The organism is Cellulomonas fimi (genome assembly GCF_028583725.1).
In the GTDB taxonomy this organism is placed as follows: domain Bacteria; phylum Actinomycetota; class Actinomycetes; order Actinomycetales; family Cellulomonadaceae; genus Cellulomonas; species Cellulomonas fimi_B.
Genome location: NZ_CP110680.1, coordinates 3,593,777 through 3,614,996, shown reverse-complemented (window position 1 = coordinate 3,614,996; position 21,220 = coordinate 3,593,777). Strand labels below are relative to the sequence as shown.

Below are 21,220 nucleotides of genomic sequence, written 5' to 3'. Positions count from 1 at the left end.
GGTCGGCGGGCCGGTCCCGGCGGGACGTCCGGGTGGCCTGGCACTCACATGGTCCGAGTGCCAATGGTAACGGCACTCCCGCGGCGGGCATTCCCGGCGCCGCCCGCCGGGCGCCGGAGCCGGGCGGGTGCTGCCGTCCCCAGGGTGCGCGTGCCGTCACCCCGCGCCCAACCGGACAAGTACCCTCGCAACGTGTCCCGCCTGCGTCTCGTCCGTGTCGCGTTCGCGACCGTCGCCGTCGTCCTCGTCCTGGCCCTCGTCGCGACGACCGTGGCCGTCGTCGTCGTGCTGCGCCGACCCCTCCCGGAGGTGTCGGGCGAGCTGACGCTCCCGGGTCTCGACGGCGAGGTCACCGTCACGCGCGACCCGCGGGGCGTGCCGACGATCACGGCGTCGACGTCCGCCGACCTGTTCCGCGCGCAGGGCTACGTGACGGCGCAGGACCGGTTCTTCGAGATGGACTACCGCCGGCACGTGACCGCGGGCCGCCTGTCGGAGCTCGTGGGGGAGAACGAGGACGCGCTCGCGGCGGACAAGGTGATCCGCACGTTCGGGTGGCGGGACGTCGCGGAGCAGGAGTGGGACATCGTCGACGAGTCGACGCGCGAGGCCCTGCAGGCGTACGCGGACGGCGTCAACGCCTACCTCGCGTCGCGCGACCCCTCGCAGATCGCGGTCGAGTACACGGTGCTCGGGGCGCGGATGCACACGCCCGCGCCGGCGGAGTGGGACCCGGTCGACTCGCTCGCGTGGCTCAAGGCGCTCGCCTGGGACCTGCGCGGCAACTACGACCGTGAGCTCGCCCGCGCGCGGTCGTTCGCGTCCGTGCAGGACGTGGCGCGCGTCGAGCAGCTCTTCCCCGCGTACCCGCAGGACGTCAACCAGCCGATCCTCTCGGCCGAGCAGGTCGGGCAGGGCGTGACGACGACGGCCGCGTCGACCGGTCTCGACCTCGCGGGCGACGACCTGCAGGCGGCGCTCGCGTCGGCGCAGGAGGCGCTCGACGCCGTCCCGCACCTGGTCGGCGACGGTGAGGGCGTCGGGTCGAACTCGTGGGCCGTCGCGGGCCGGTACACGGAGTCGGGTGCGCCGCTGCTGGCGAACGACCCGCACCTCGGCATCTCGGCGCCGGGCATCTGGGCGCAGGTGGGCCTGCGCTGCGCCGAGGTCACGTCGGAGTGCCCCTACGACGTCACCGGCTTCGCCAGCGCGGGCATGCCGGGCGTCGTCATCGGGCACAACGCGGACCTCGCGTGGGGGCTGACGAACTTGGGCGCCGACGTCACGGACTTCTTCCTGGAGAAGGTCGACGGCGACGTCACGGTGCGCGACGGCGGCACGGCGCCGATCCGCGAGCGCCGCGAGGTCATCGAGGTGAACGGCGGCGAGCCGGTCGAGATCGTCGTCCGCGAGACGGTGCACGGCCCGATCGTGTCCGACGTGCTGGACGTCGACGCGGTCGACGACGCGCCGGTGCCGGACGGTGCGCCCGGCCGGCAGTTCGAGGTCGCGCTCGGGTGGACGGCGCTGCAGCCGGGCCGGACCGCGGACGCGCTGCTCGCGATGGCGACGGCGCGGGACGCGGACGACATCGCGGCCGTCGCGGCGCTGCTCGAGGTCCCCGCGCAGAACATCGTGTTCGCGACCGTCGACGGCCACATCGGGTACCAGGCCCCCGGCCGGATCCCCGTGCGGACGTCGGTCCTCGGCGGTCCGGTCCCCTCCGACGGCACGTGGCCGCGCCCGGGCTGGGACAGCGCGTACGACTGGCAGGGCTTCGTCGACCCGGCGGAGATGCCGCGCACGCTCGACCCGGCGGAGGGGTTCGTCGTCGCCGCGAACCAGGCGGTGACCCCCAGCGGCGTCGGTCCGTTCCTCACCGACGACTGGGACTACGGCTACCGGTCGCAGCGCATCCGCACGCTGCTGACGGAGCGCCTCGCGACGGGCGAGCCGGTGACGGCGGCGGACATGGCGGAGATCCAGGTCGACCAGCGCAACCCGTACGCCGACATGCTCGTGCCGACGCTGCTGTCGCTGCCGATCGAGGACTCCTTCGACGACGACGGCCAGGAGCTTCTGCGCGACTGGGACCGCGTGTCGTCGCCCGACTCGCCGGCCGCCGCGTACTTCGCCGCCGTGTGGAAGACGCTGCTGCGGCTCGCCTTCGACGACGACCTGCCCGACGACGCGTCGCCCACGGGCGACTCGCGGTGGCTGGAGGTCGTGCGCCGGCTCGTGGACGACCCGTCGTCGCCGTGGTGGGACGACCGGTCGACGCCCGCCGTCGTGGAGGGCCGCGACGAGATCCTGACCCGCGCGATGGTGTCCGCCCGCCGTCAGCTCACGACGCAGCTGGGACGCGACGCGGAGGACTGGCGGTGGGGGAGGCTGCACGTGGCCGCCCCGGAGCACCCGGTGCTCGGCGGCGAGTCCCTGCCGGGCGTCCTGCGGAGCCTGGTCAACCCGTCACCGCTCAGCGTGGGCGGCGGCTCGGCGATCGTCGACGCGACGTCGTGGGACGCGAGCACGCCGTCGTACGAGGTGACGGCGGCGCCGTCGATGCGGATGGTCGTGGACCTGGGCGACCTGGACTCCTCGACCTGGGTGAACCTCACGGGGACGTCCGGCCACCCCGCGAGCGTGCACTACGCGGACCAGTTCGAGGCGTGGGCGACGGGGGAGACGTTCCCGTGGCCGTTCACGCAGGCGGCGACGGAGGCGGACGCGAACGACCACCTGACGCTCGTCCCGTCGGAGGACTGACCCGCCGGCCCGGGCTCAGGGGGCGCCGGGACCGACCGGCTGCCACCCGTCGGGCGTCGCGACTCCGTCGACGAGCCGGTCGTGCGGCTCGCGCGGCAGGGGGCGCGTCTGCGCGTCGTACAGCTCCTCGGGGTACACGATCGCGATGACGGGTGCGCCGGGTCGCGCGTGGCGCAGCGCGCGGTCGTACCAGCCGCCGCCCTGGCCGAGCCGGGCACCGGACGTGTCGACGGCGAGCGCAGGGGCGAGCACGACGTCGGCGTCGGCGAGCGCGGCGGCGCCGAGCGTCGGCCCGCCGGGCTCGGGCGGGCGGCCGGGGGCACGCTCGCGCAGGTCGTCGGCGCCCGCGTACTCGGCCCAGTCGCGCTGCAGGCCGGACCCGAGCACCGGCAGGAGCAGCCGGACGCCGCGCGCGGCGAGCGCGTCGAGGAGCGGCACGGTCCCCGGCTCGGACGGGCGGGCGGCGTAGACCGCGACGCAGGACGCCTCGGCCACCGCGGGGATCGCCGTCACGACGTCGGCGAGCGCGTGGGCGGCCGCCTCGCGCCGCCGGGGTGACCGGGCCTGGCGCGCGTCGCGGATCGACCGTCGCAGCCGCTCCTTCACCTCCTCGACCTCGTCGCCCTCGGCGGCGTGCGGGTACGGCTGGGCGACGCTGCTCATGGGTCCAGTCTGGCCCACGCGCCGCGCGTCGGGGGCGCGTCACGGCCGTGAACGTCGTCCGGACACGTGCCGCAGCACATGACCGCAGGGGGAACGACGGACCAATGTCACACGTCGCGTGACCCGCGCCACTGCGCCCGCGCACCGGGCCCACCTAGCATCACAGGATGAGCGCCCACGGACTCGCACAGGCCCAGCGCAAGATGACCGACGGCGGGGTGCACCCCACGGCCGTCGACGTGTTCACCCGCTTCTACGGACTCCTCGAGTCGGGGGAGACGGGGATGATCCCCGAGAGCGGCGTCCGGCCGCTGACCGACGTCCCGCACCTGTCCGACCTCGACGTCGACGACGCCGCGGCGCGCGACGCGCTCGCGGTGACCGCCGTCGTCAAGCTGAACGGCGGCCTCGGCACGTCGATGGGCATGGACCGCGCCAAGTCGCTGCTCCGTGTCCGCGACGACGCGACATTCCTCGACGTCATCGCCGGGCAGGTCCTCGCCGCCCGCGAGGCGACGGGTGCGCGCCTGCCCCTGGTCCTCATGAACAGCTTCCGCACGCGCGACGACACGCTCGCCGCGCTGGGCGCGTACCCGGACCTGGTCGTCGACGGGCTGCCGCTCGACTTCGTGCAGAACCGTGAGCCGAAGCTGCGTGCCGACGACCTGAGCCCGGTCGAGTGGCCGGCCGACCCGGACCTGGAGTGGTGCCCTCCGGGCCACGGCGACCTGTACACGGCGCTGCACGCGTCGGGCGTGCTCGACGCGCTGCTCGACGCGGGCTTCCGCTACGCGACCGTCTCGAACTCCGACAACCTGGGGGCGTCGCCCGACGCGCGCATCGCCGGCTGGTTCGCGGCGACGGGTGCGCCGTTCGCGGCCGAGGTCGCGCGCCGCACGCCCGCGGACCGCAAGGGCGGCCACCTCGTCGTCCGCGCGTCCGACGGCCGGATCGTGCTGCGCGAGTCGGCGCAGACGCCGAAGGACGACGCCGACGCGGCCGGCGACATCGACCGGCACGCGTACTTCAACACGAACAACCTGTGGCTCGACCTGCGGGCGCTGCGCGCCGAGCTCGACCGCACGGGCGGCGTGCTCGACCTGCCGCTCATCCGCAACGAGAAGACCGTCGACCCGTCCGACAGGACGTCGACGAAGGTCGTGCAGATCGAGTCCGCGATGGGTGCCGCGATCGAGGTGTTCGACGGGGCCGCGGTGCTCGAGGTCGACCGGTCCCGCTTCCTGCCCGTCAAGACGACGAACGACCTGCTCGTGCTGCGGTCCGACGTCTACCGGCTGGAGCCCGACCACCGGCTCGTCGCGCAGGTCGAGGCGCCGTTCGTCGACCTCGACGAGGACCACTACAAGGTGATCGCGGCGTTCGACGAGCGCGTCCCCGCGACGCCGTCGCTCGCGCGGTCCACGTCGCTGCGGGTGCGGGGCGACTGGACGTTCGGCACCGGCGTCGTCGTGACGGGTGACGCGGTGCTCGACGACCCGGGTGCGCCGTCGCGGGTCCCCGACGGTGCGACCGTCGGCCCCGACGGGCTCGCGTGACCGCGTCGCCCGACCGCTCCTCCTGACGACCCACGACCCGAGGGCCGTCGACGGTGCCCTCGCCGTCGGCGGCCCTCGGCGCGCGCGGCTACCGGCCGCCACCGACCTCCGGTCGACACGGCCACCCCCGCGAGCGGCGCTCGCGCGACGGCAGGGCAGAATGCGCGCATGAGATCGGTCCAGGACCACCTGGCCGCGGTGCTCGCCGCGGTCGGCCCGGTCGCCCCGCTCGACGTGGTGCTGCACGACGCGGTCGGCTGCATCCTCGCGGAGGACGTCGTCGCCGGCCGCGACCTGCCCCGGCAGTCCGTCGCCGCCCGCGACGGGTACGCGGTCGCGGCGCACGACACCGCGGTCGCCGCCGGGTACGCCGCGTCGCGCGCGCTGCCCGTCGCGCACGACGTCCGCCCGGGCATCGAGGCGCCTCTGCGGCTGGTCCCGGGGCAGGCCGTGCGCGTGGCGTCGGGTGCGCCGCTGCCGCTCGGCGCCGACGCCGTGGTCCCGCTCGAGGAGACCGACCGCGGCACCGCGCAGGTCGCAATGCAGCGGCCCGCCGTCGCGGGGCAGCACGTCCGCGCCGCCGGGTCCGACGTGCGCTCGGGCGAGAAGGTGCTCTCCGCCGGCACGCGGCTCGGGGCACGACAGCTCGCGCTCGCCGCGGCGCTCGGCCGCGGCCGGCTGCGCGTGCACCCCACACCGCGCGTCGTGCTGCTGTCGGTCGGCGACGAGCTCGTCGAGCCCGGGACCGTCGGGGCGCGCGACGGCGCGACGTTCGAGGCCGACGGGCACGCGCTCGAGGCCGCCGTCCGCGACGCCGGGGCAGCCCCGGTGCGCGTCGGGATCGTCCCCGACGACCGCGCGACCCTGCGCGAGGCCCTCGACGACCAGCTCGTCCGCGCCGACATGGTCGTGGTCACGGGCGGGCTGTCGGAGCTCGCGCACGACACCGTCAAGGACGTGCTCGCACCGCTCGGCACCGTCCGGCTCGACCAGGTCGCCATGACGCCCGGCTTCCGGCACGGGTTCGGGTCGGTGGGCGACGAGCTCGGCCGCGACCGCGCCGTCCCGATCTTCGCGCTCCAGGGCCACCCCGTCGCCGCGCAGGTGTCGTTCGAGGTGTTCGTCCGCCCGGCGCTGCGCGCGATGGCCGGGCACGCCGAGCTCTTCCGCCCGTCGGTCGCGGCCGAGGCGTCGAGCGGCTGGGTGTCGCCCCCGGGGCTGCGCCAGTTCGTGCCCGCGACGGTCCTCGGGTCGCCCGACGAGGGCTACCGCGTGACCCCCGTCGGCGACCCGTCCGCGCCCACCGTGCGCGACCTGGCCCACGCGAACGCGCTGGCCGTCGTCGGCGAGCAGGACCTCACCGTGCACCCCGGGCAGGTCGTCCACTGCCTGGTGCTCGAGGGATGAGGTCGGCCTTGGGTGCAGAGGGTCGGGGCGGTCGCTGATGGCGGTGGGATGGCCTGCCGTCCTGCAGGACGGGCCCGTGCGGCTGCGGCCGCTGCGGCGGCGCGACCAGGACACGTGGATGGAGCTGCGCTCGCGCAACGCGGGCTGGCTGGAGCCGTGGGACGCGACGAGCCCCGAGCCGCCGCCGGCGGTGCGCCCGACGTTCGGCGCGTTCGTCCGGACGCTGTCGGCGCAGGCCAGGTCGGGCGTGACGCTCCCGTTCGCCGTCGACTTCGAGGACCGGCTCGTCGGGCAGCTGACGGTCGCGTCGATCGCGTACGGGTCGCTGCGGTCGGCGAGCATCGGCTACTGGGTGTCGGAGCACGTCGCGGGGCGGGGGATCACGCCGACCGCGGTCGCGCTCGCCACGGACCACTGCTTCGGCGTGCTCGGCCTGCACCGCGTCGAGATCAACATCCGGCCCGAGAACCGGCCGTCGCTGCGGGTCGTCGAGAAGCTCGGTTTCCGCGACGAGGGCCTGCGCGAGCGGTACCTGCACATCCAGGGCCGCTGGTGCGACCACCGGACGTTCGCCCTCACGACGGAGGAGGTCCCCGAGGGCCTCCTGGCCCGCTGGCGGTCCACCCGTGGAGCCTCCGCGGGGTGACGCGCCACCCGACACGCCGATATGGTCCCGGCGAGTCCGCGGAACGACCCCTACCGTCGTGACGTGGACGATCTCGCAGGCCTCGTCGCCTTGGCGCTCGTGGCTCTGTGGGGGGCCTACCTGGTGCCGCACAAGCTGCGGCACCGGCAGCAGCTGCTCGAGTCCCGGACGGACGACCGGTTCTCGGAGGCGCTGCGCGTGGTCGCCGTGAGCGAGCGCACGGGCCGGCTCCGCCGGTCGGGGGCGTTCCGACGGTCGCGCGAGGCGCCTGCGGTCGGGTCAGCCGACTGCGGGACGACGAGCGGTGGATCGCCGGGGCTGCTGACCCCGGGAACAGGGCTCCCGGTGCTCCTCGCCGGGCCCGGGACAGGAGGTGCCACCGTGGACCGACCGACGGCGACGCAGGACAGGATCACCGCGGACGCGGCCCGTCGTGCCGCGCAGGCGCGCGCAGCGAGGGCGGCCGCGGTCGCGCGCCGTGCTGCCGCCGCGCGGCGCCGTGCCGTGCTCGCGGGCGTGCTGGTGGTCGCGACGATCGCCGGCTGGACGGTCGCCGGGCTCGCCCCGGCGGTCACGTGGGTCGCGGGCGCCGTGCCGAGCGTGCTGCTCGGCGGCGTGCTCGTGCTCGGCCGTCGCGCCGTGCTCGCGGGCCGCGCCGCCGACGCCGCGTGGGAGGCCCGCATGGCCGACGAGCGCCGCGTGCCCGGCGGTCCGCGCACGGGCGCGATGCGTGCGGTCGCGGAGGCGTCCCGGACCTCGTCCGCCCCGGCGACGGGTGCGACGCGCGCCGTCACCGGTGCGCAGCCGACTGTCCGCTCCGCGCGCGAGGAGCACGCCCCGGTCGCGGAGCGCACTCCCGACGCCGCCCACCCGCAGGCGCAGCAGGGGGACATGCACGGCGTCCCGCACGCCCTCGTGACGGGCCGTGCCGTCCACCCGTCGGAGGCGAGCACCGAGGTGTTCGCGAGGATCGTCGAGGACCGCGGCGAGACCGCCGCGCCCGCGCGGCACGCGTCGACCGGCCAGACGCCCGTCGTGCGCACCGGCGTCGCCGAGCGGGCCGCGGAGGCATCGGCGCGCGACGCCGTCGACGCGACGGCCGACACCGCCGAGCAGGACGAGGACGGCGCCTGGTCGCCGGTCCCCGTCCCGCGCCCGACGTACACGATGAAGGCCACCGCGCCGCGTCGTGAGCCCGCCCCGCTGGAGGACGCGGACGCGTCGGCCGGTGCCACGGCCGCGGCCTCCCAGGACACCGTGACCGAGCCCGTCGCGCAGGTCGTGGCCGAGGTCACGGAGCCTCCGGCGGCGACCACGGGCAGCATCGACCTCAACGCGGTCCTGGCCAAGCGCCGGGCCGCGGGCGAGTGACCCGATTTCACGAACGACCCGGGTCGGGTGCTAGTCTGTAGCCCGCTCGCGGGGCTGTGGCGCAGTTGGTAGCGCGTCTCGTTCGCAATGAGAAGGTCAGGGGTTCGAATCCCCTCAGCTCCACCGCTGTGATGACGCGGGACATCGTTGATAGATGTCCCGCGTCATCGTTTATAGAGGAGAGCCCGGCCATCGGCCGGGCTCTCGTTCGTTGTTGCGCCAGTAGGTGCGGGTCGGGTCGATGGTGCAGGTGGCCAGGATCTCGCCGGTGTGTCGGGCGATGACGGTGGCTGTGGTCTCGTCGATGAGGACCAGGACGGAGGTGCCGCGGTGGGCGGCGCCGATGCCGAGGTGGTGCATGCGACCGGCGCGGCGCAGGGAGATCTTGCCGTTCGTGCCGACGTGGTCGAAGCGCAGCCGGTAGTGCCCGGCGATGGTGGTGCCGGCTGGTCGAGCCTTGGGGCGGGCGTGGTAGGTGTCGTGCGGGGTGGCTCGGTCCAGGGCGCGGTGCGGGCGGGCGGTGTTGTAGAGCGCGCGGAAGGCATCGAGCTGGGCTTGTAGCGCGGGTAGGTCGGCGGCTGGTGGCTGGTGTGCGAGCCAGTTCTTCAGGGTCTGGTGGAAGCGTTCGATCTTGCCCTGGGTCTGCGGGTGGTTCGGGTGGCCGTTCTTCTGCTGGATGCCCAGGGCGTGCAGCAGGTACTCGAACGCGTTGCGTCCGCCGGTGAACCTCGAGGTGTAGACCGAGCCGTTGTCGGTCAGCGTGGAGGCGGGCGGTCCGTAGGCGTTGATGCAGGTCGTGAAGGTCTCGACGACGAGTGTGCCGGTGACGCGGGGGTGGGCGGTGCAGGCCAGCAGGTAGCGGGAGTGGTCATCGAGCCAGTTCAGGATCTCGGTGTCGGTGCCGTCGGCCAGGGGCCAGTGGGTGAAGTCGGACTGCCAGGTCTCGTTGGGTTGTTCGGCGGCGAAGCGGCGCAGCGAGGAGCGGGGGCGTTTGCGCGGCTCGGACACGATGAGCTGCTCGGCGTGCAGGACGCGGCGGATGGTGGACGGCGCCGGCGGGTCCAGTCCTTCGGCGGCCAGGTGCCAGGCGATGGTCACCGGGCCGGCGTCCAGGCCGTCGACGGTCAACTTCTCGCGCAGCTCGACGATCCGGGTGCGCACGTGCTCGCTGGTCGCGTTCGGGTTGCTGCGGGGGCGTCTCGAGCGCGGCTCCAGACCGTCCAGGCCGTCGGCTTCGTAGCGCTGCACGAGGGTGTGGACCCACTGCCATGACACCTCGAACCGGCGGGCGGCCTCCGCCTTGGTCAGGCCCTGCTCGACGACGGACAGCACGATGACCTTGGCCTTCGACATGGTCGATCGTCGCGGCCCGGCCGGTATCAACGATGTCGCGACTCACCTATCAACGATGTCGTGAACCACAACACCCTCAGCTCCACCGCAAGCCGAAGGCCGGACCCCCAGGGTCCGGCCTTCGGCGCGTCTGGGCCACTCGCCGGACGGCGTCTGCGGATCGGAGCAGTCGCCATGGTGCTGGGCGGCAGAATGCCCGCCATGAGCTCGTCCGCCGGTCCGGTCCCCGACTGGATCTATGCACTCGTCGCGGCTGGGCCGCTCGACGAGATCGTGCTGCTGGACCCCGCCTGGCAGGGGGCCCCGGTCTGGGACGACGACGCCACGCAGTGGGTCGCCACGGACGCTCCCGAGCTGATCATGGGATGCCCTCCGTGGCCCGGTCTCGCCGTCAGGGCCGTCCTCCCCGACGGCGACGTCGTGGTGGTCACGCTCGCCGACCGCGTGGTCCCGCCCGGGATGCGCGAGGTCTTCCGGTCGGAGCTGATCGTCGGGCGTCACGGGCTCTGGCTCGGGGCGGGTGGCGAGCACGTGGACGTTCCCGTCCCGTCGGGCAACTATCCGGTCGCGGTCTGGGTGGACGGTGCGACCCCGGAAGCGACGCGGAACGTCTGCCTCGTCCTCGGGCCGTGGTCGGAGCGACGTCTCGGCGGTGAGCGCGCCTCCCGGGCGCGGGGGGCCGCAGCGCCCTGACGCGCGTCGCGGTCCGTCCGCGTGGCCGGCACCCCGAGGGCCCGAGCCGCGTGGGGAAGGCCGAAGGGCCCGGACCGTGGGGACGGTCCGGGCCCTCGAGGCTCGTGCGGTGGTGCTGTCGGTGCGCCGGGGCGGGCGCGGCGACGTCAGAGGATGCTGCGACGGCGTCGGCTGCCCGACACCGCGGCGACGCCGATGGCGGCGAGGCCGATCTGCAGGAACAGCTCGATCCAGTCGATGCCACCGGTGTCCCGGACACCGATGAGCGTGGCGAGCCACGTGCCGATGAGGGCGGCCACGATCCCGACGACGATCGTCAGGAGGATCGAGATGCGCTGACGGCCGCGCACGAGGAGGCGGCCGAGGATGCCGACGATCGCACCGATGATGATCGCGCTGATGATGCCTTCGGGGGTCATGTACAGCTCCTTGACATATCGGGGGTCATTCCGGTAGCCGGAAAACTAGGGCCGATCGGGTGAGCGCGCGCGGCGAGCGGCTGCCGAGAGGCGCACGTCACCCGACAGAGTGGTCGAAAACGGGACAAGACGGGCCTATGGACCGGCCCGATGCGATCGCATCCTGGACGCGCGGGCATGATGGGCCGGTGCCGCGCCCCCGTCCCCGCCTGTCCCAGACGCTGCGGGGGTGGGTCGACCCGCTCGTCGTGCTCATCGTCGCGGTCCTCCTGCTTGGCCTGTTCCTGCCGGCGCAGGGTGGGTTCGCCCACGTGCTCGCGACGGTACGGACGTGCGCGATCGTGCTGCTGTTCTTCCTGTACGGCGCGCGCATGCCGACGCGCGAGGTGCTCGACGGCCTGCGCAACTGGCGTCTGCAGGGCTCGATGCTCGCGGCGACGTACGTGCTGCTGCCCGTGCTCGGCCTGCTCGTGCAGCTGCTGCCCGACGCGGTCCTCGCGCCCGACCTGCGGCGGGGTGTGCTCTACCTGTCGCTGCTGCCGTCGACGGTGCAGTCGTCCGTCGTGTTCACGTCGGTCGCGCGTGGCAACGTGGCCGCGGCGATCACCGGCGCGACGATCTCCAACGTCTCGGGCATCGTGCTGACGCCGCTGTTCGTCGGCGTGCTCATGACGGCGACGAGCGGGGAGCACGGCGGGTCGCTGTCGGGGATCCTGCTCCAGCTCCTGCTGCCGTTCGCCGTGGGCCAGGTGGTGCAGCCGTGGATCGGCGGATGGGTGCGCCGGCACGCGCGGCTGACGCGGCTCACCGACCGCGGCACGATCCTGCTGGTCGCGTACACGTCGGTCAGCCAGGCGTCGGTGTCGGGCGCGTGGGACCACGTCACCGCGGTCGCGATCGTCGTCCTCGTGGCCGTGTGCGCGGTCGTCCTCGCGGTCGTGCTGGCGGTGTCGTGGTGGGGCGGTGCGCGCCTCGGCCTTGACCGGGCGGACCGCGCCGCGCTCCTCATGGTGGGGTCGACCAAGTCGCTCGCGACGGGTCTGCCGATGGCGGCCGTGCTGTTCACGCCCGTCGTCGCGGCGAGCGTCGCCTTGCCCGTCATCGTGTTCCACCAGCTCCAGCTCGCGACGTGCGCCGTCGTCGCACGACGCGTCGCCCGCGTCCAGTAGCGTGCCTCCGGCGCCCGTCCCCGGCGCCCGCCCCCGAGAAGGAGAACCGGTGCAGAACGTCGCCGTCATCCCCCGTCCCGTCCTGCTGGAGAGCACGGGGGACGAGCCGTTCGTGCTGTCGGGCACGACGATCCTGGTCGTGGACAGCGCCCCGGAGCTCGTCGCGGTCGGTGTGCTCGCGGCGGACCTGCTCGGACGGCTCTCGGGGCGGCCCGTCGAGGTCCGCTACACCGAGGGCGGCGCGCCCAGCGTCGTGCGGCTGAGCGTGACCGACGACCTGCCCGCGTCCGACGAGGCGTACCGCGTGGTCGTCACGCCGTCGCGCGTCGACCTGGAGGCGCGCACGCCCGCCGGCCTCGTCCGCGCGGTCGTGACGCTCCGCCAGGTGATCCAGGACATCGGCGACGGTGCGCTGACGATCGCGCCCGTCCGGATCGAGGACCGCCCGCGGTACACGTGGCGCGGACTCTCGCTCGACGTCGCGCGGCACTTCTTCACGGTCGACGACGTCAAGGCCGTCATCGGGCTGCTCGCGCACTACAAGCTCAACGTGCTGCACCTGCACCTGACCGACGACCAGGGCTGGCGCGTCCACCTGCCGTCGCGCCCGCTGCTCACGCGCGCGTCGGCGTCGACGTCGGTCGGCGGTGGGCCGGGCGGCTTCTACAGCCCCGCGCAGCTCGCGGAGATCACCGACTACGCCGCGTCGCGCGGCATCCGCGTGGTGCCCGAGATCGACGTCCCCGGCCACGTGAACGCGGCGACGCACGCGTACGGCGAGCTCACGCCGAGCGGTGAGCCGACCGACGTCTACACCGGTATCGAGGTCGGGTTCAGCCGCCTGCACGAGGACCTGCCCGCGACGCAGCCGTTCCTGCGCGACGTGTTCACCGACCTCGCGGCGATGACGCCGGGCGAGTACGTGCACATCGGCGGCGACGAGGTCCTCACGATGGACCACGACGAGTACGCGCGGCTCGTCGGCTTCGTGTCGTCGGTCGTGCGCGACGCGGGCAAGAAGGTCGTCGGGTGGCAGGAGATCGCGTCGACGCCGCTCGAGCCGGGCACGGTCGTGCAGTACTGGGACATCAACGCCGACCCCGCGCCGTTCGTCGCCGCGGCGCAGGCGGGCGCGCAGGTGCTCATGTCGCCGGCGTCGAAGGCGTACCTCGACATGAAGTACGACGCGGAGACGCCGCTCGGTCTCGAGTGGGCGGGGCACGTCGAGCTGCGCGACTCGTACGAGTGGGAGCCGTCGACGCTCATCGCGGGGATCCCCGCGGAGTCCGTCGTCGGCGTCGAGGCGGCCGTCTTCTCCGAGACCTTGACGAACCTCACCGAGCTCACGTCGATGCTGCTGCCGCGCCTGGCCGCGGTCGCGGAGGTCGCGTGGACCGCGCCCGAGCAGCGGGACTGGGACGACTTCGCCGCGCGCGTCGCGGAGCACGGCGCGTTCTGGGACCACGTCGGGTTCGCCTGGTACGCGAGCCCGCAGGTCACGTGGCCGGGGGCTCCTGCCGCGGGCTGACGCGGGGCCGGTCGCGGCCCGCCACGCGGCGTCAGGACGGGAGCGTCAGACCCACTGGCTCATCCACATGTGGATGTGCCAGAAGTCGTACGGGATCACCATGCCCGCCCAGATCGGGTAGAAGAACACGCTCACGGCGACGATCAGCGCGAGCAGCACGCCGACGCACCAGATCGCGACGCGGCGCTGCTTCGCGCCCAGCTCGTCCTTCGGGCCGATCACCAGCCCGAGGACGTAGGTGAGCGTGAGCACGACCCAGGGCAGGAACGCGATCGAGTAGAACGTGAAGATCGTGCGGTGGGCGTACATGAACCACGGCAGCCAGCCCGCCGCGATTCCCGACAGGACCGCGCCGGCCCGCCAGTCGCGGAACCGGATCAGCCACACGAGCGCCACGAGGATCGCGGCCGCGCCGCACCACCACAGCACCGGGTTGCCGAGCGCGGTGATCGCCTGCGAGCACTGGTCGGCGCCGCACGCGTCGATCGCTGCCTGCCCCTGCAGCCCTGACACCTCGGGCGGGTAGTAGAACGACGTCGGCCGCCACTGCACGATCCAGCCGAGCGGGTGCGCCGCGTACGAGTGCGGCGTCTCGAGGCCGTTGTGGAACGCCCACATGTCCTGGTGGTACTTCCACAGGGAGCGCAGCGCGGGCGGCAGCCAGTCCACGCCCTGACCGGGGTTCAGGGCCGCCCACTGGCGGTTGTACGCGTCCGTCGACGCGAACCACGACCACCACGACCCGAGGTACGTGACGACGCCGATGCCGACCATCGCGACACCCGCGACGACCCCGTCGCGCAGCACGCCCGCGCGCGCCCAGTGCCGCACCCCGACCGAGCGGCGCGCCGTGACGTCCCACGCGACCGTCATGAGGCCGAACACGGCGAGGAAGTAGATGCCCGACCACTTGGTGCCGATCGCGAGCCCGAGCAGCACCGCGGCCGCCAGACGCCACCAGCGCCAGCCCAGCCGTGGCCCCCAGCCGAGCTCGCCGCCCGAGTCGATCACGACCGCCGCGCGTTCGGCCAGCCGTCGTCTCGCCTGCTCACGGTCGAGCAGCAGCGCCCCGAACGCGGCGAGCACGAAGAACGTCAGCACCGGGTCGAGCAGGCTGATGCGGGACATGACGATCGCCTCGCCGTCGACCGCGAGCAGCAGGCCCGCGACGACGCCGAGCGCCGTCGACGCGAACAGGCGCCGCGCGATGCGCGCGATCATCAGCACCGACAGCGTCCCGAGGATCGCGACCGCCAGGCGCCACGCCGCCGACGAGTCCGGACCGCCGCCGAGCTGCATCCCCAGCCCGATGACCCACTTGCCGACCGGCGGGTGGACCACGTACGACGCGACCGTGCCGAGGCCGCTCACGTCGCCCGCCTCGAACGCCGGGTTGGGCTCGGCCGACCACTGCGCCTCGTAGCCGCGCGTGACGAGCGACCACGCGTCCTTGACGTAGTACGTCTCGTCGAACACGAGCTGGTGTGGCCGGCCCAGGTCCCAGAACCGGGCGATGCCCGCGAGCACCGTCACGGCGATCGGCCACAGCCAGCCGACGAGACGGTCGCGCGGGGTCAGGTCGAGGGCCAGCCGGTCCGCGCCGAGCAGCGTGCGCAGCAGGCGCTCGCGCGTGGGGAGCGGCGGCTCGTCGTCGACGTCCTCGACGGCCAGGTCCTCGGCGTCGGTCGCGCCGTCGCCGTCGCCCGGACCGTGCGGCGGGGCGTCCGTCACGAGGGTGCCCGCCTTGACGAGGCTCGGGGCGCCGGACGACGCGTCGGCGTCGTCGGGACGGGTCCCGGGCGTCGTCGTCGCGGTGCCCTCGCCCGGAGCGCCGGGCGCCGGGGCGTGACGGTCGGGGGCGTCGCCGGAGGGCGCGTCCGGGTGCTCCGGGAGCGCGGCGTCGTCGTCTCGCGTGGGCGGCACAGCGGTCATCGTAGGGGTGACCCCTGTGGCGAGGGCCAGGGGCGGACGAGGGGTGGACGCCCGCCAGGTGGCAGGCTGTCGGGCGTGACCGGAGCCGACGCACCCGACGCCGCCCGACCCGCCCCGCGCGGCGGTGGTGCGACGGAGGCGTCCGGCGGCCGGCTCGTGCTCGCGGCGACGCCCATCGGGAACACCGACGACGCGTCGGCGCGGCTGCGCACCCTGCTCGCGGAGGCGGACGTCGTCGCCGCGGAGGACACCCGCCGCCTGCGCGCGCTCGCGGCCCGGCTGGGCGTCGAGGTGCGCGGGCGCGTCGTCAGCCACCACGAGCACAACGAGGCCGAGCGCGCCGCCGACCTGCTCGACGTCGTGGCCGGCGGCGGCACGGTCGTGGTCGTGACGGACGCCGGCATGCCCGCGGTGTCCGACCCGGGGTTCCGCGTCGTGACGGCGGCGGTCGCGGCGGGGTTGCCGGTGACGGCGGCCCCGGGTCCCAGCGCGGTGCTCACGGCTCTCGCACTGTCCGGCCTGCCGACCGACCGGTTCTGCTTCGAGGGGTTCCTGCCGCGCAAGCCGGGGGAGCGGGCGCGCACGCTCGCCGACCTCGCCGACGAGCGCCGGACGATGGTGTTCTTCGAGGCGCCGCACCGGCTCGACGACGTGCTCGACGCGATGGTCGACGCCTTCGGTGCCGAACGGCCGGCTGCGGTGTGCCGCGAGCTGACGAAGACGTACGAGGAGGTGCGACGGGGGCCGCTGCGCGACCTCGCCGCGTGGGCGCACGACGGGCAGGTCCGCGGGGAGATCGTGGTGGTCGTCGGCGGGGCGGCCCGGCCGCAGGCCGCGTCGACGGCCGACCTGGTCGCCGAGGTGCTCGCGCGCGCCGACGCCGGCGAGCGTCTCAAGGACGCCGTCGCCGACGTCGCGACGGCTGCGGGCGTCCCGAAGCGCGACCTTTACGCGGCGGCCCTCGCGGCCCGCGCCCGCTGACGTGACGAGCACGAGCGGTTCCTCGACGAGTCCTGACGACGGGGCGGCCGTCGCTGCGCGCTCGCGGGCACGCGCACCCCGGCGGGTCGCCGACGACCAGCTCGACTACGACTCGGAGCTGACGTTCACCTACCGCGGCGAGCTCTTCACCGGCGTCTGCTACGAGCAGATGGCGGACGGCCGCTACAGCGAGCTGGCGTACGTGGACGGCGTCCAGCACGGCTGGGCGCGGGAGTGGTCCGCGTCGGGACTGCTGCAGAGCGAGACGGAGTACCGGCGGGGGATGCCCCACGGCGACGAGCGCAGCTACGACGAGGAGGGCTTCCTGGTCCGCGCCGCGACCTTCGAGCACGGTGTCACGGTGCGCTCGGAGACCTACGACCGCAGCGGCGCGGTGGTGGAGGCGTTCGAGATCGGTCCGGACGACCCGTACTTCGACCTGCTCCAGCGCCGGCGCGCTCAGGCCTGACGCGCTCGACGGGCCACGCGGGGAGGTCGTGGCAGGATCGATCGCGGAGGACGTTCGGGGGATGGGGGTCCGATGCCGCAGGAACGCCCGATCGGGTACTGGGTGAAGCTCGTGGACCGGCTGCTGGAGGTGGGGCTCGACGCCGAGCTCGCACGTGACGGCCTGACCCGCCGGCACTGGCAGGTCCTGTCGGTCGTCCAGGAGGACGGTCCCGTCGACGAGCTCGCGGTGGCGCGGGCGCTCGCCCCGTTCGAGACGGCCGCGGGCGAGCCTGTCGGGACGGCCGAGCTCACGCTGCTCGTGTCGCGCCGCTGGGTCGTGCGGGACGGCGCCGGGTACGTGCTCACCGACGACGGCCGTGACCACGTCGCGGCGCTCGCCGATCGGGTGCGCGGGTTCCGCGACCGCGTCTCGGAGGGCGTCACCGAGGACGACTACGCGACGACCCTCGCGGTGCTCCAGCGCGTGGCGACCAACCTCGGGTGGGCGTCGCAGGACACGCGCTGACCCGGAACGCGACGCCGCTCAGAGATCGGTCGACGCGACGAGCCGTGCGCCGGCGGCCTGCATCTGCGCGCGCGCGGCCGCGCCGAGCTCGGCGGTCACCGGCGCGGTGAGGTCCGTCAGGACGCGCGTGCGCAGCCCCAGCCCGACGGCGTCGATCGCGGTCGACCGCACGCAGTGCGACTCGGCGAGCCCGACGACGTCGACGTCGGTGATGCCGCCGTCGGACAGGATCTGCGCGAGCCCGCGGCCCTCGCCGTCGACGCCCTCGAATCCCGAGTAGGCCGCGGCGTACTGGCCCTTCTTCACGCTCGCCTCGGGGACGATCGCGGACAGCGCGGGGTGCAGGTCGGCCTCGGCCGTGCCGGCGACGCCGTGCGGCGGCCAGGTGTCGACGTAGTCGGGCTCGTCGCTGAAGTGCGCCCCGGGGTCGATGTGCCAGTCCTGCGTCGTGACGACGAGGTCGTACCGGTCGCGGTGCTCGGCGACGTACAGCGCGATGTCCCGCGCGACCGCGTTGCCGCCCTCGACCGGCAGCGCGCCGCCCTCGCAGAAGGTGGGCTGGACGTCGACGACGACGAGAGCCCGACGTGTCGGCTCCGCGGTGCTCATGGTGACCTCCCGGCGTGACGGTTCCGACGTCCAGCCTCGCACGACGGGTGGCGGCCGGCACGGGTGCGTGCTGCGCTGGGGCATGACCTCCGACGGGCGTCCCCACCGGCGGGACCGGGCGCGTGCGCGACGCGTCGTCCCCGGGGCCGTCGGGCTGGTCGCGGTCGCGGCGTTCGCGGCGGGGTGCACGTCGGGCGGCGTCGGGACCGGCGTGACGCCCACGGGGGCGTCGGGGACGGCGGCGACGTCCCCCGGCACGACGACCGGACCGTCGGGTCCGGCGACGGTCGAGGTCGTCGAGGTCGAGGACGTCGTGACGGGCCTCGACGTGCCCTGGGGGATCGCGTTCCTCGCCGACGGCTCCGCGCTCGTGACGCTGCGGGACGAGGTGCGCGTCGTCCTCGTCGCCCCCGACGGCGCAGTGCGCGAGGTGACGGGCCCGGGCGCGGACGCGCTCGCGGACGTCGTGGCACCGGGCGGCGAGGGCGGACTGCTGGGTGTCGCGGTGCTCGACGAGGGGGACACGGGCGCCGACCTCGTGCTCTACGCGACCACCGAGGACGACAACCGGGTGCTGCGCGGCACGCTCGACGGCACGACGCTCGGTGACCTGACGCCGGTGCTCACGGGCATCCCGCGCGCGGGCAACCACGACGGCGGTCGCCTCGCGGTCGGGCCGGACGGCTACCTCTACGTGACGACGGGCGACGCCGGGCAGCCGGACCGTGCCCAGGACCCGGGCTCGCTGGGCGGCAAGATCCTGCGCGTGACGCCCGACGGCGCCCCCGCACCCGGGAACCCCGACCCGTCGTCGCCGGTGTGGAGCCTCGGGCACCGCAACGTGCAGGGCCTCGGGTGGTCGTCGGACGGGCGGATGTTCGCGGCGGAGTTCGGCCAGAACACCTGGGACGAGCTCAACGTGGTCGAGCCCGGCGGCAACTACGGCTGGCCGGTCGTCGAGGGTGGGGGCGGGGCGAACCGCGGGTTCGTCGACCCGGTCGCGACGTGGCCGACGAGCGACGCCTCGCCGAGCGGCCTCGCCGTGACGGGCGAGGGCGTCTACCTCGCGGCGCTCCGCGGCGAGCGGCTGTGGCGCCTGCCGCTCCTGCCGGCCGTGGCCGGCGACCCGGGTGCGGGTCTGGGGGTCCCGCAGGCGCTGCTCGTCGGGGAGCACGGCCGGCTCCGGGCGGTCGAGCCCGCCCCCGACGGGTCGCTGTGGGTGCTGACGAACAACACCGGCGGGCGCGGCACCCCGCGCGACGGCGACGACCGGGTCCTGCGCGTCGTCGTCCGCTGACCGCCGCCACGGCCCTGTCGTCCGCTGACCGCCGCCACGGCCCGGTCGTCCGCGTCGACGCCGCGGCGCGCGACACGCCGGGGCACCGCGACGCGACACGCCGACCGATTCACCCGTTTCGCGCCACGCGGGCGTGCGCTCCCCGGCACCGGGGTGTCCGGTCAGTACCCTTTGCCGCGCCGGAACGCGTCGGACGGCCCCGCGCCGCCCGCCCCGGACCGACCTCGGCCGCCCCGGTCGGGGCCGACCCGCCCGACCCGACGCCCGACCTGCGAGGACCCATGCCGCCGAAGCTCAAGACCACCCTCATCTGGATCGTCGCGATCTTCCTCGTCTACGCGATCGTCACGAGCCCGGACCGGGCCGCCGACCTGGTGCGCGCGCTGTGGGACATGATCACGGGCGCGTTCGCGAGCTTCGGCCAGTTCTTCGCGGGCCTCACCGAGTAGCCGGTCCGACCGCGCGCCATGACGACTCCCGAGGCGATCGTCCGCAGCCACCGCAACATCCGCCGGTACGTGCTGCCGGGCGAGCGCGTCGTGTTCACCGCCCGCTCCCACTGGGGCAAGCTCGCCGAGCCCGTGCTCACGACGTTCGGGGGCTTCCTGCTCCTCGCGTTCCTCGTGGTGCCGGGCGCGGGCGTGGTGGTCGGGGAGAGTGCGGACTGGCTGTGGCTGCTGTTCCTCGTGCTGCTCGGCCGGCTCGGCTGGAAGGTGCTCGACTGGCGCAACGAGTGGTTCGTCGCGACGGACAAGCGGATGCTCCTGCTGTACGGCCTCGTCACGCACAAGGTCGCGATGATGCCGCTCGTCAAGATCACGGACATGCGGTACTCGCGCTCGCTCGTCGGACGCGTGCTCGGGTACGGCGAGTTCCTGCTGGAGTCGGCCGGCCAGGACCAGGCGATGCGACGCATCAACTGGGTCGCTCGCCCGGACGCCACGTACCGCGAGCTGTGCGCGACGATCTTCACGCCCGGATCCCCCGCCGCCGCCGCGTACGGCAGGACCACCCCGGGCCTCGTGCCGGGTGCGGGCTGGCCCGGTGCCGCGCCGGCCGCCGGCTGGCCGGGTGCCGTGCCGACCGGGGGTGCGTGGCCGGTGCAGGGCCCGGTCCCGGCTCCCGTCCCGGCGCCCGCGCCGGCGTGGCAGCACGTCCCGGGCGGCGCGACCGTCCCGGGCTCACCGCCCCCCGGCCCGGAGCGCGAGCCCGCGTACCGGCCGGGCGACACGCAGCCGATCCGCATCCCGCCGGCCGCGCGCGACGACCGCGGTTGGGACGTCTCGAGCGACCGGGCCACGTTCGTGCCCGTCGAGGACACCGAGGCACGCGACCGCCTGTACGACGACTGACCGACCGGGTGACCAGCCCTTCCGTCCCGCCCGCGCTCCATGCTGGGGTGGTCGGGTGACGACGTCGACGGCCGCCGCCCGCGGGACGCTCCTGCGCCGCCCGCTGCTCCTCGGTGGCGTCGTCACCGTGCTCGCGCTGCTCGGGATCGCGTGGGTCGCCCGCGACTCGTTGCGCCGCGTGCTGCTCCCGCGACCGCTCGACGTGTGCCCGGCGATCCTCCCGCCGCCGGTGTCGTGCACACCGCACGCACACGTGCTCGCCGCCGCGGTCGCGGCGTCGGTCGTGGTCGTGGCGCTCGCCGTGCTCGCCGTGGTCGTGCGCACCGGGAGGCCGGCACCGGTCGTCCGTGCGGTGCTCGGTGCGCTCGCGGTCGTCGGTGCGCTGGCGGTCGGCTACGTCGCGATCTGGCCGTTCCCGACGCCGACGGGCTGGCTGCCGACCTGACGCCGGGCCCCGGAACTGCGACGACCGGGCCCGACCCGCTCACCTAGGATCGGGCGC

20 protein-coding genes and 1 tRNA gene are annotated in these 21,220 nt (G+C 74.6%); 16 read left to right on the top strand and 5 right to left on the bottom strand.

Annotated features, from left to right (window positions below):
• Positions 1-192: 192 nt before the first annotated feature.
• The gene (locus OOT42_RS16230; RefSeq protein ID WP_273652194.1) at positions 193-2,766 is read left to right on the top strand and encodes a penicillin acylase family protein; all 2,574 of its coding nucleotides are present in this window, start codon (positions 193-195) and stop codon (positions 2,764-2,766) included.
• A 15-nt stretch (positions 2,767-2,781) separates the two neighbouring features.
• On the opposite strand, the gene OOT42_RS16225 is transcribed toward OOT42_RS16230, so the two are convergent.
• A complete protein-coding gene (locus OOT42_RS16225; protein WP_273652193.1) occupies positions 2,782-3,429 on the bottom strand; it encodes a 5-formyltetrahydrofolate cyclo-ligase in 648 nt (215 codons plus the stop codon).
• A gap of 167 nt (positions 3,430-3,596) precedes the next feature.
• On the opposite strand from OOT42_RS16225, the gene OOT42_RS16220 reads away from it, so the two are divergent.
• From OOT42_RS16220 to OOT42_RS16200, 5 genes are all read left to right on the top strand, one after another.
• A complete protein-coding gene (locus tag OOT42_RS16220; RefSeq protein ID WP_273652192.1) occupies positions 3,597-4,985 on the top strand; it encodes a UTP--glucose-1-phosphate uridylyltransferase in 1,389 nt (462 codons plus the stop codon).
• A 168-nt stretch (positions 4,986-5,153) separates the two neighbouring features.
• Positions 5,154-6,392 (top strand): gephyrin-like molybdotransferase Glp, encoded by a 1,239-nt coding sequence (gene glp, locus OOT42_RS16215; protein ID WP_273652191.1) that lies wholly within the window; start codon positions 5,154-5,156, stop codon positions 6,390-6,392.
• Positions 6,393-6,429: 37 nt separating this feature from the next.
• On the top strand, positions 6,430-7,038 hold the full coding sequence (locus OOT42_RS16210) for a GNAT family N-acetyltransferase (protein WP_273652190.1): 609 nt from the start codon (positions 6,430-6,432) through the stop codon (positions 7,036-7,038).
• Between the two features lie 63 nt (positions 7,039-7,101).
• Complete coding sequence (locus OOT42_RS16205) at positions 7,102-8,409, top strand: hypothetical protein (RefSeq protein WP_273652189.1); 1,308 nt, start codon at positions 7,102-7,104, stop codon at positions 8,407-8,409.
• A gap of 50 nt (positions 8,410-8,459) precedes the next feature.
• Positions 8,460-8,532, top strand: a tRNA-Ala gene (locus tag OOT42_RS16200).
• Between the two features lie 48 nt (positions 8,533-8,580).
• Here OOT42_RS16200 and OOT42_RS16195 read toward each other — a convergent pair.
• Positions 8,581-9,762: an IS481 family transposase gene (locus OOT42_RS16195; RefSeq protein WP_273652188.1), complete on the bottom strand. Its 1,182-nt coding sequence runs from the start codon at positions 9,760-9,762 to the stop codon at positions 8,581-8,583.
• 201 nt (positions 9,763-9,963) lie between these two features.
• On the opposite strand from OOT42_RS16195, the gene OOT42_RS16190 reads away from it, so the two are divergent.
• Entirely contained in the window at positions 9,964-10,455 is a 492-nt protein-coding gene (locus OOT42_RS16190; protein ID WP_273652187.1) for a hypothetical protein, read from the top strand.
• 146 nt (positions 10,456-10,601) lie between these two features.
• On the opposite strand, the gene OOT42_RS16185 is transcribed toward OOT42_RS16190, so the two are convergent.
• Positions 10,602-10,874, bottom strand: coding sequence for a GlsB/YeaQ/YmgE family stress response membrane protein (locus OOT42_RS16185; protein ID WP_273652186.1), 273 nt, complete (start codon positions 10,872-10,874; stop codon positions 10,602-10,604).
• Between the two features lie 188 nt (positions 10,875-11,062).
• Here OOT42_RS16185 and OOT42_RS16180 point away from each other — a divergent pair, with 188 nt between their 5' ends.
• Both OOT42_RS16180 and OOT42_RS16175 read left to right on the top strand, forming a co-directional pair.
• Positions 11,063-12,043 (top strand): bile acid:sodium symporter family protein, encoded by a 981-nt coding sequence (locus OOT42_RS16180; protein WP_273652185.1) that lies wholly within the window; start codon positions 11,063-11,065, stop codon positions 12,041-12,043.
• 49 nt (positions 12,044-12,092) lie between these two features.
• Positions 12,093-13,571, top strand: coding sequence for a family 20 glycosylhydrolase (locus OOT42_RS16175; protein ID WP_273652184.1), 1,479 nt, complete (start codon positions 12,093-12,095; stop codon positions 13,569-13,571).
• A gap of 45 nt (positions 13,572-13,616) precedes the next feature.
• Here the strand turns inward: OOT42_RS16175 and OOT42_RS16170 are convergent, their stop codons facing one another.
• Positions 13,617-15,503 carry a dolichyl-phosphate-mannose--protein mannosyltransferase gene (locus OOT42_RS16170; protein ID WP_273652183.1) on the bottom strand — a complete coding sequence of 629 codons (1,887 nt, stop codon included), beginning with the start codon at positions 15,501-15,503 and terminating at the stop codon, positions 13,617-13,619.
• 75 nt (positions 15,504-15,578) lie between these two features.
• Between OOT42_RS16170 and rsmI the strand changes: the two genes are divergently transcribed.
• The 3 genes from rsmI to OOT42_RS16155 all read left to right on the top strand — a co-directional run bounded on the left by rsmI (position 15,579) and on the right by OOT42_RS16155 (position 17,460).
• Entirely contained in the window at positions 15,579-16,484 is a 906-nt protein-coding gene (rsmI, locus tag OOT42_RS16165) for a 16S rRNA (cytidine(1402)-2'-O)-methyltransferase (RefSeq protein ID WP_423775918.1), read from the top strand.
• A 1-nt stretch (position 16,485) separates the two neighbouring features.
• Entirely contained in the window at positions 16,486-16,953 is a 468-nt protein-coding gene (locus OOT42_RS16160; protein WP_273652182.1) for a toxin-antitoxin system YwqK family antitoxin, read from the top strand.
• A gap of 72 nt (positions 16,954-17,025) precedes the next feature.
• Positions 17,026-17,460, top strand: coding sequence for a hypothetical protein (locus OOT42_RS16155; RefSeq protein ID WP_273652181.1), 435 nt, complete (start codon positions 17,026-17,028; stop codon positions 17,458-17,460).
• A gap of 18 nt (positions 17,461-17,478) precedes the next feature.
• Here the strand turns inward: OOT42_RS16155 and OOT42_RS16150 are convergent, their stop codons facing one another.
• Positions 17,479-18,069, bottom strand: a complete 591-nt coding sequence (locus tag OOT42_RS16150) for an isochorismatase family protein (protein ID WP_273652180.1) — start codon at positions 18,067-18,069, stop codon at positions 17,479-17,481.
• 82 nt (positions 18,070-18,151) lie between these two features.
• On the opposite strand from OOT42_RS16150, the gene OOT42_RS16145 reads away from it, so the two are divergent.
• From OOT42_RS16145 to OOT42_RS16130, 4 genes are all read left to right on the top strand, one after another.
• Positions 18,152-19,366, top strand: coding sequence for a PQQ-dependent sugar dehydrogenase (locus OOT42_RS16145; protein ID WP_273652179.1), 1,215 nt, complete (start codon positions 18,152-18,154; stop codon positions 19,364-19,366).
• Positions 19,367-19,647: 281 nt separating this feature from the next.
• Positions 19,648-19,815, top strand: a complete 168-nt coding sequence (locus OOT42_RS16140; protein WP_273652178.1) for a hypothetical protein — start codon at positions 19,648-19,650, stop codon at positions 19,813-19,815.
• Positions 19,816-19,833: 18 nt separating this feature from the next.
• On the top strand, positions 19,834-20,718 hold the full coding sequence (locus OOT42_RS16135) for a PH domain-containing protein (RefSeq protein WP_273652177.1): 885 nt from the start codon (positions 19,834-19,836) through the stop codon (positions 20,716-20,718).
• A gap of 55 nt (positions 20,719-20,773) precedes the next feature.
• A complete protein-coding gene (locus tag OOT42_RS16130; protein ID WP_273652176.1) occupies positions 20,774-21,163 on the top strand; it encodes a hypothetical protein in 390 nt (129 codons plus the stop codon).
• Positions 21,164-21,220 lie beyond the last annotated feature (57 nt).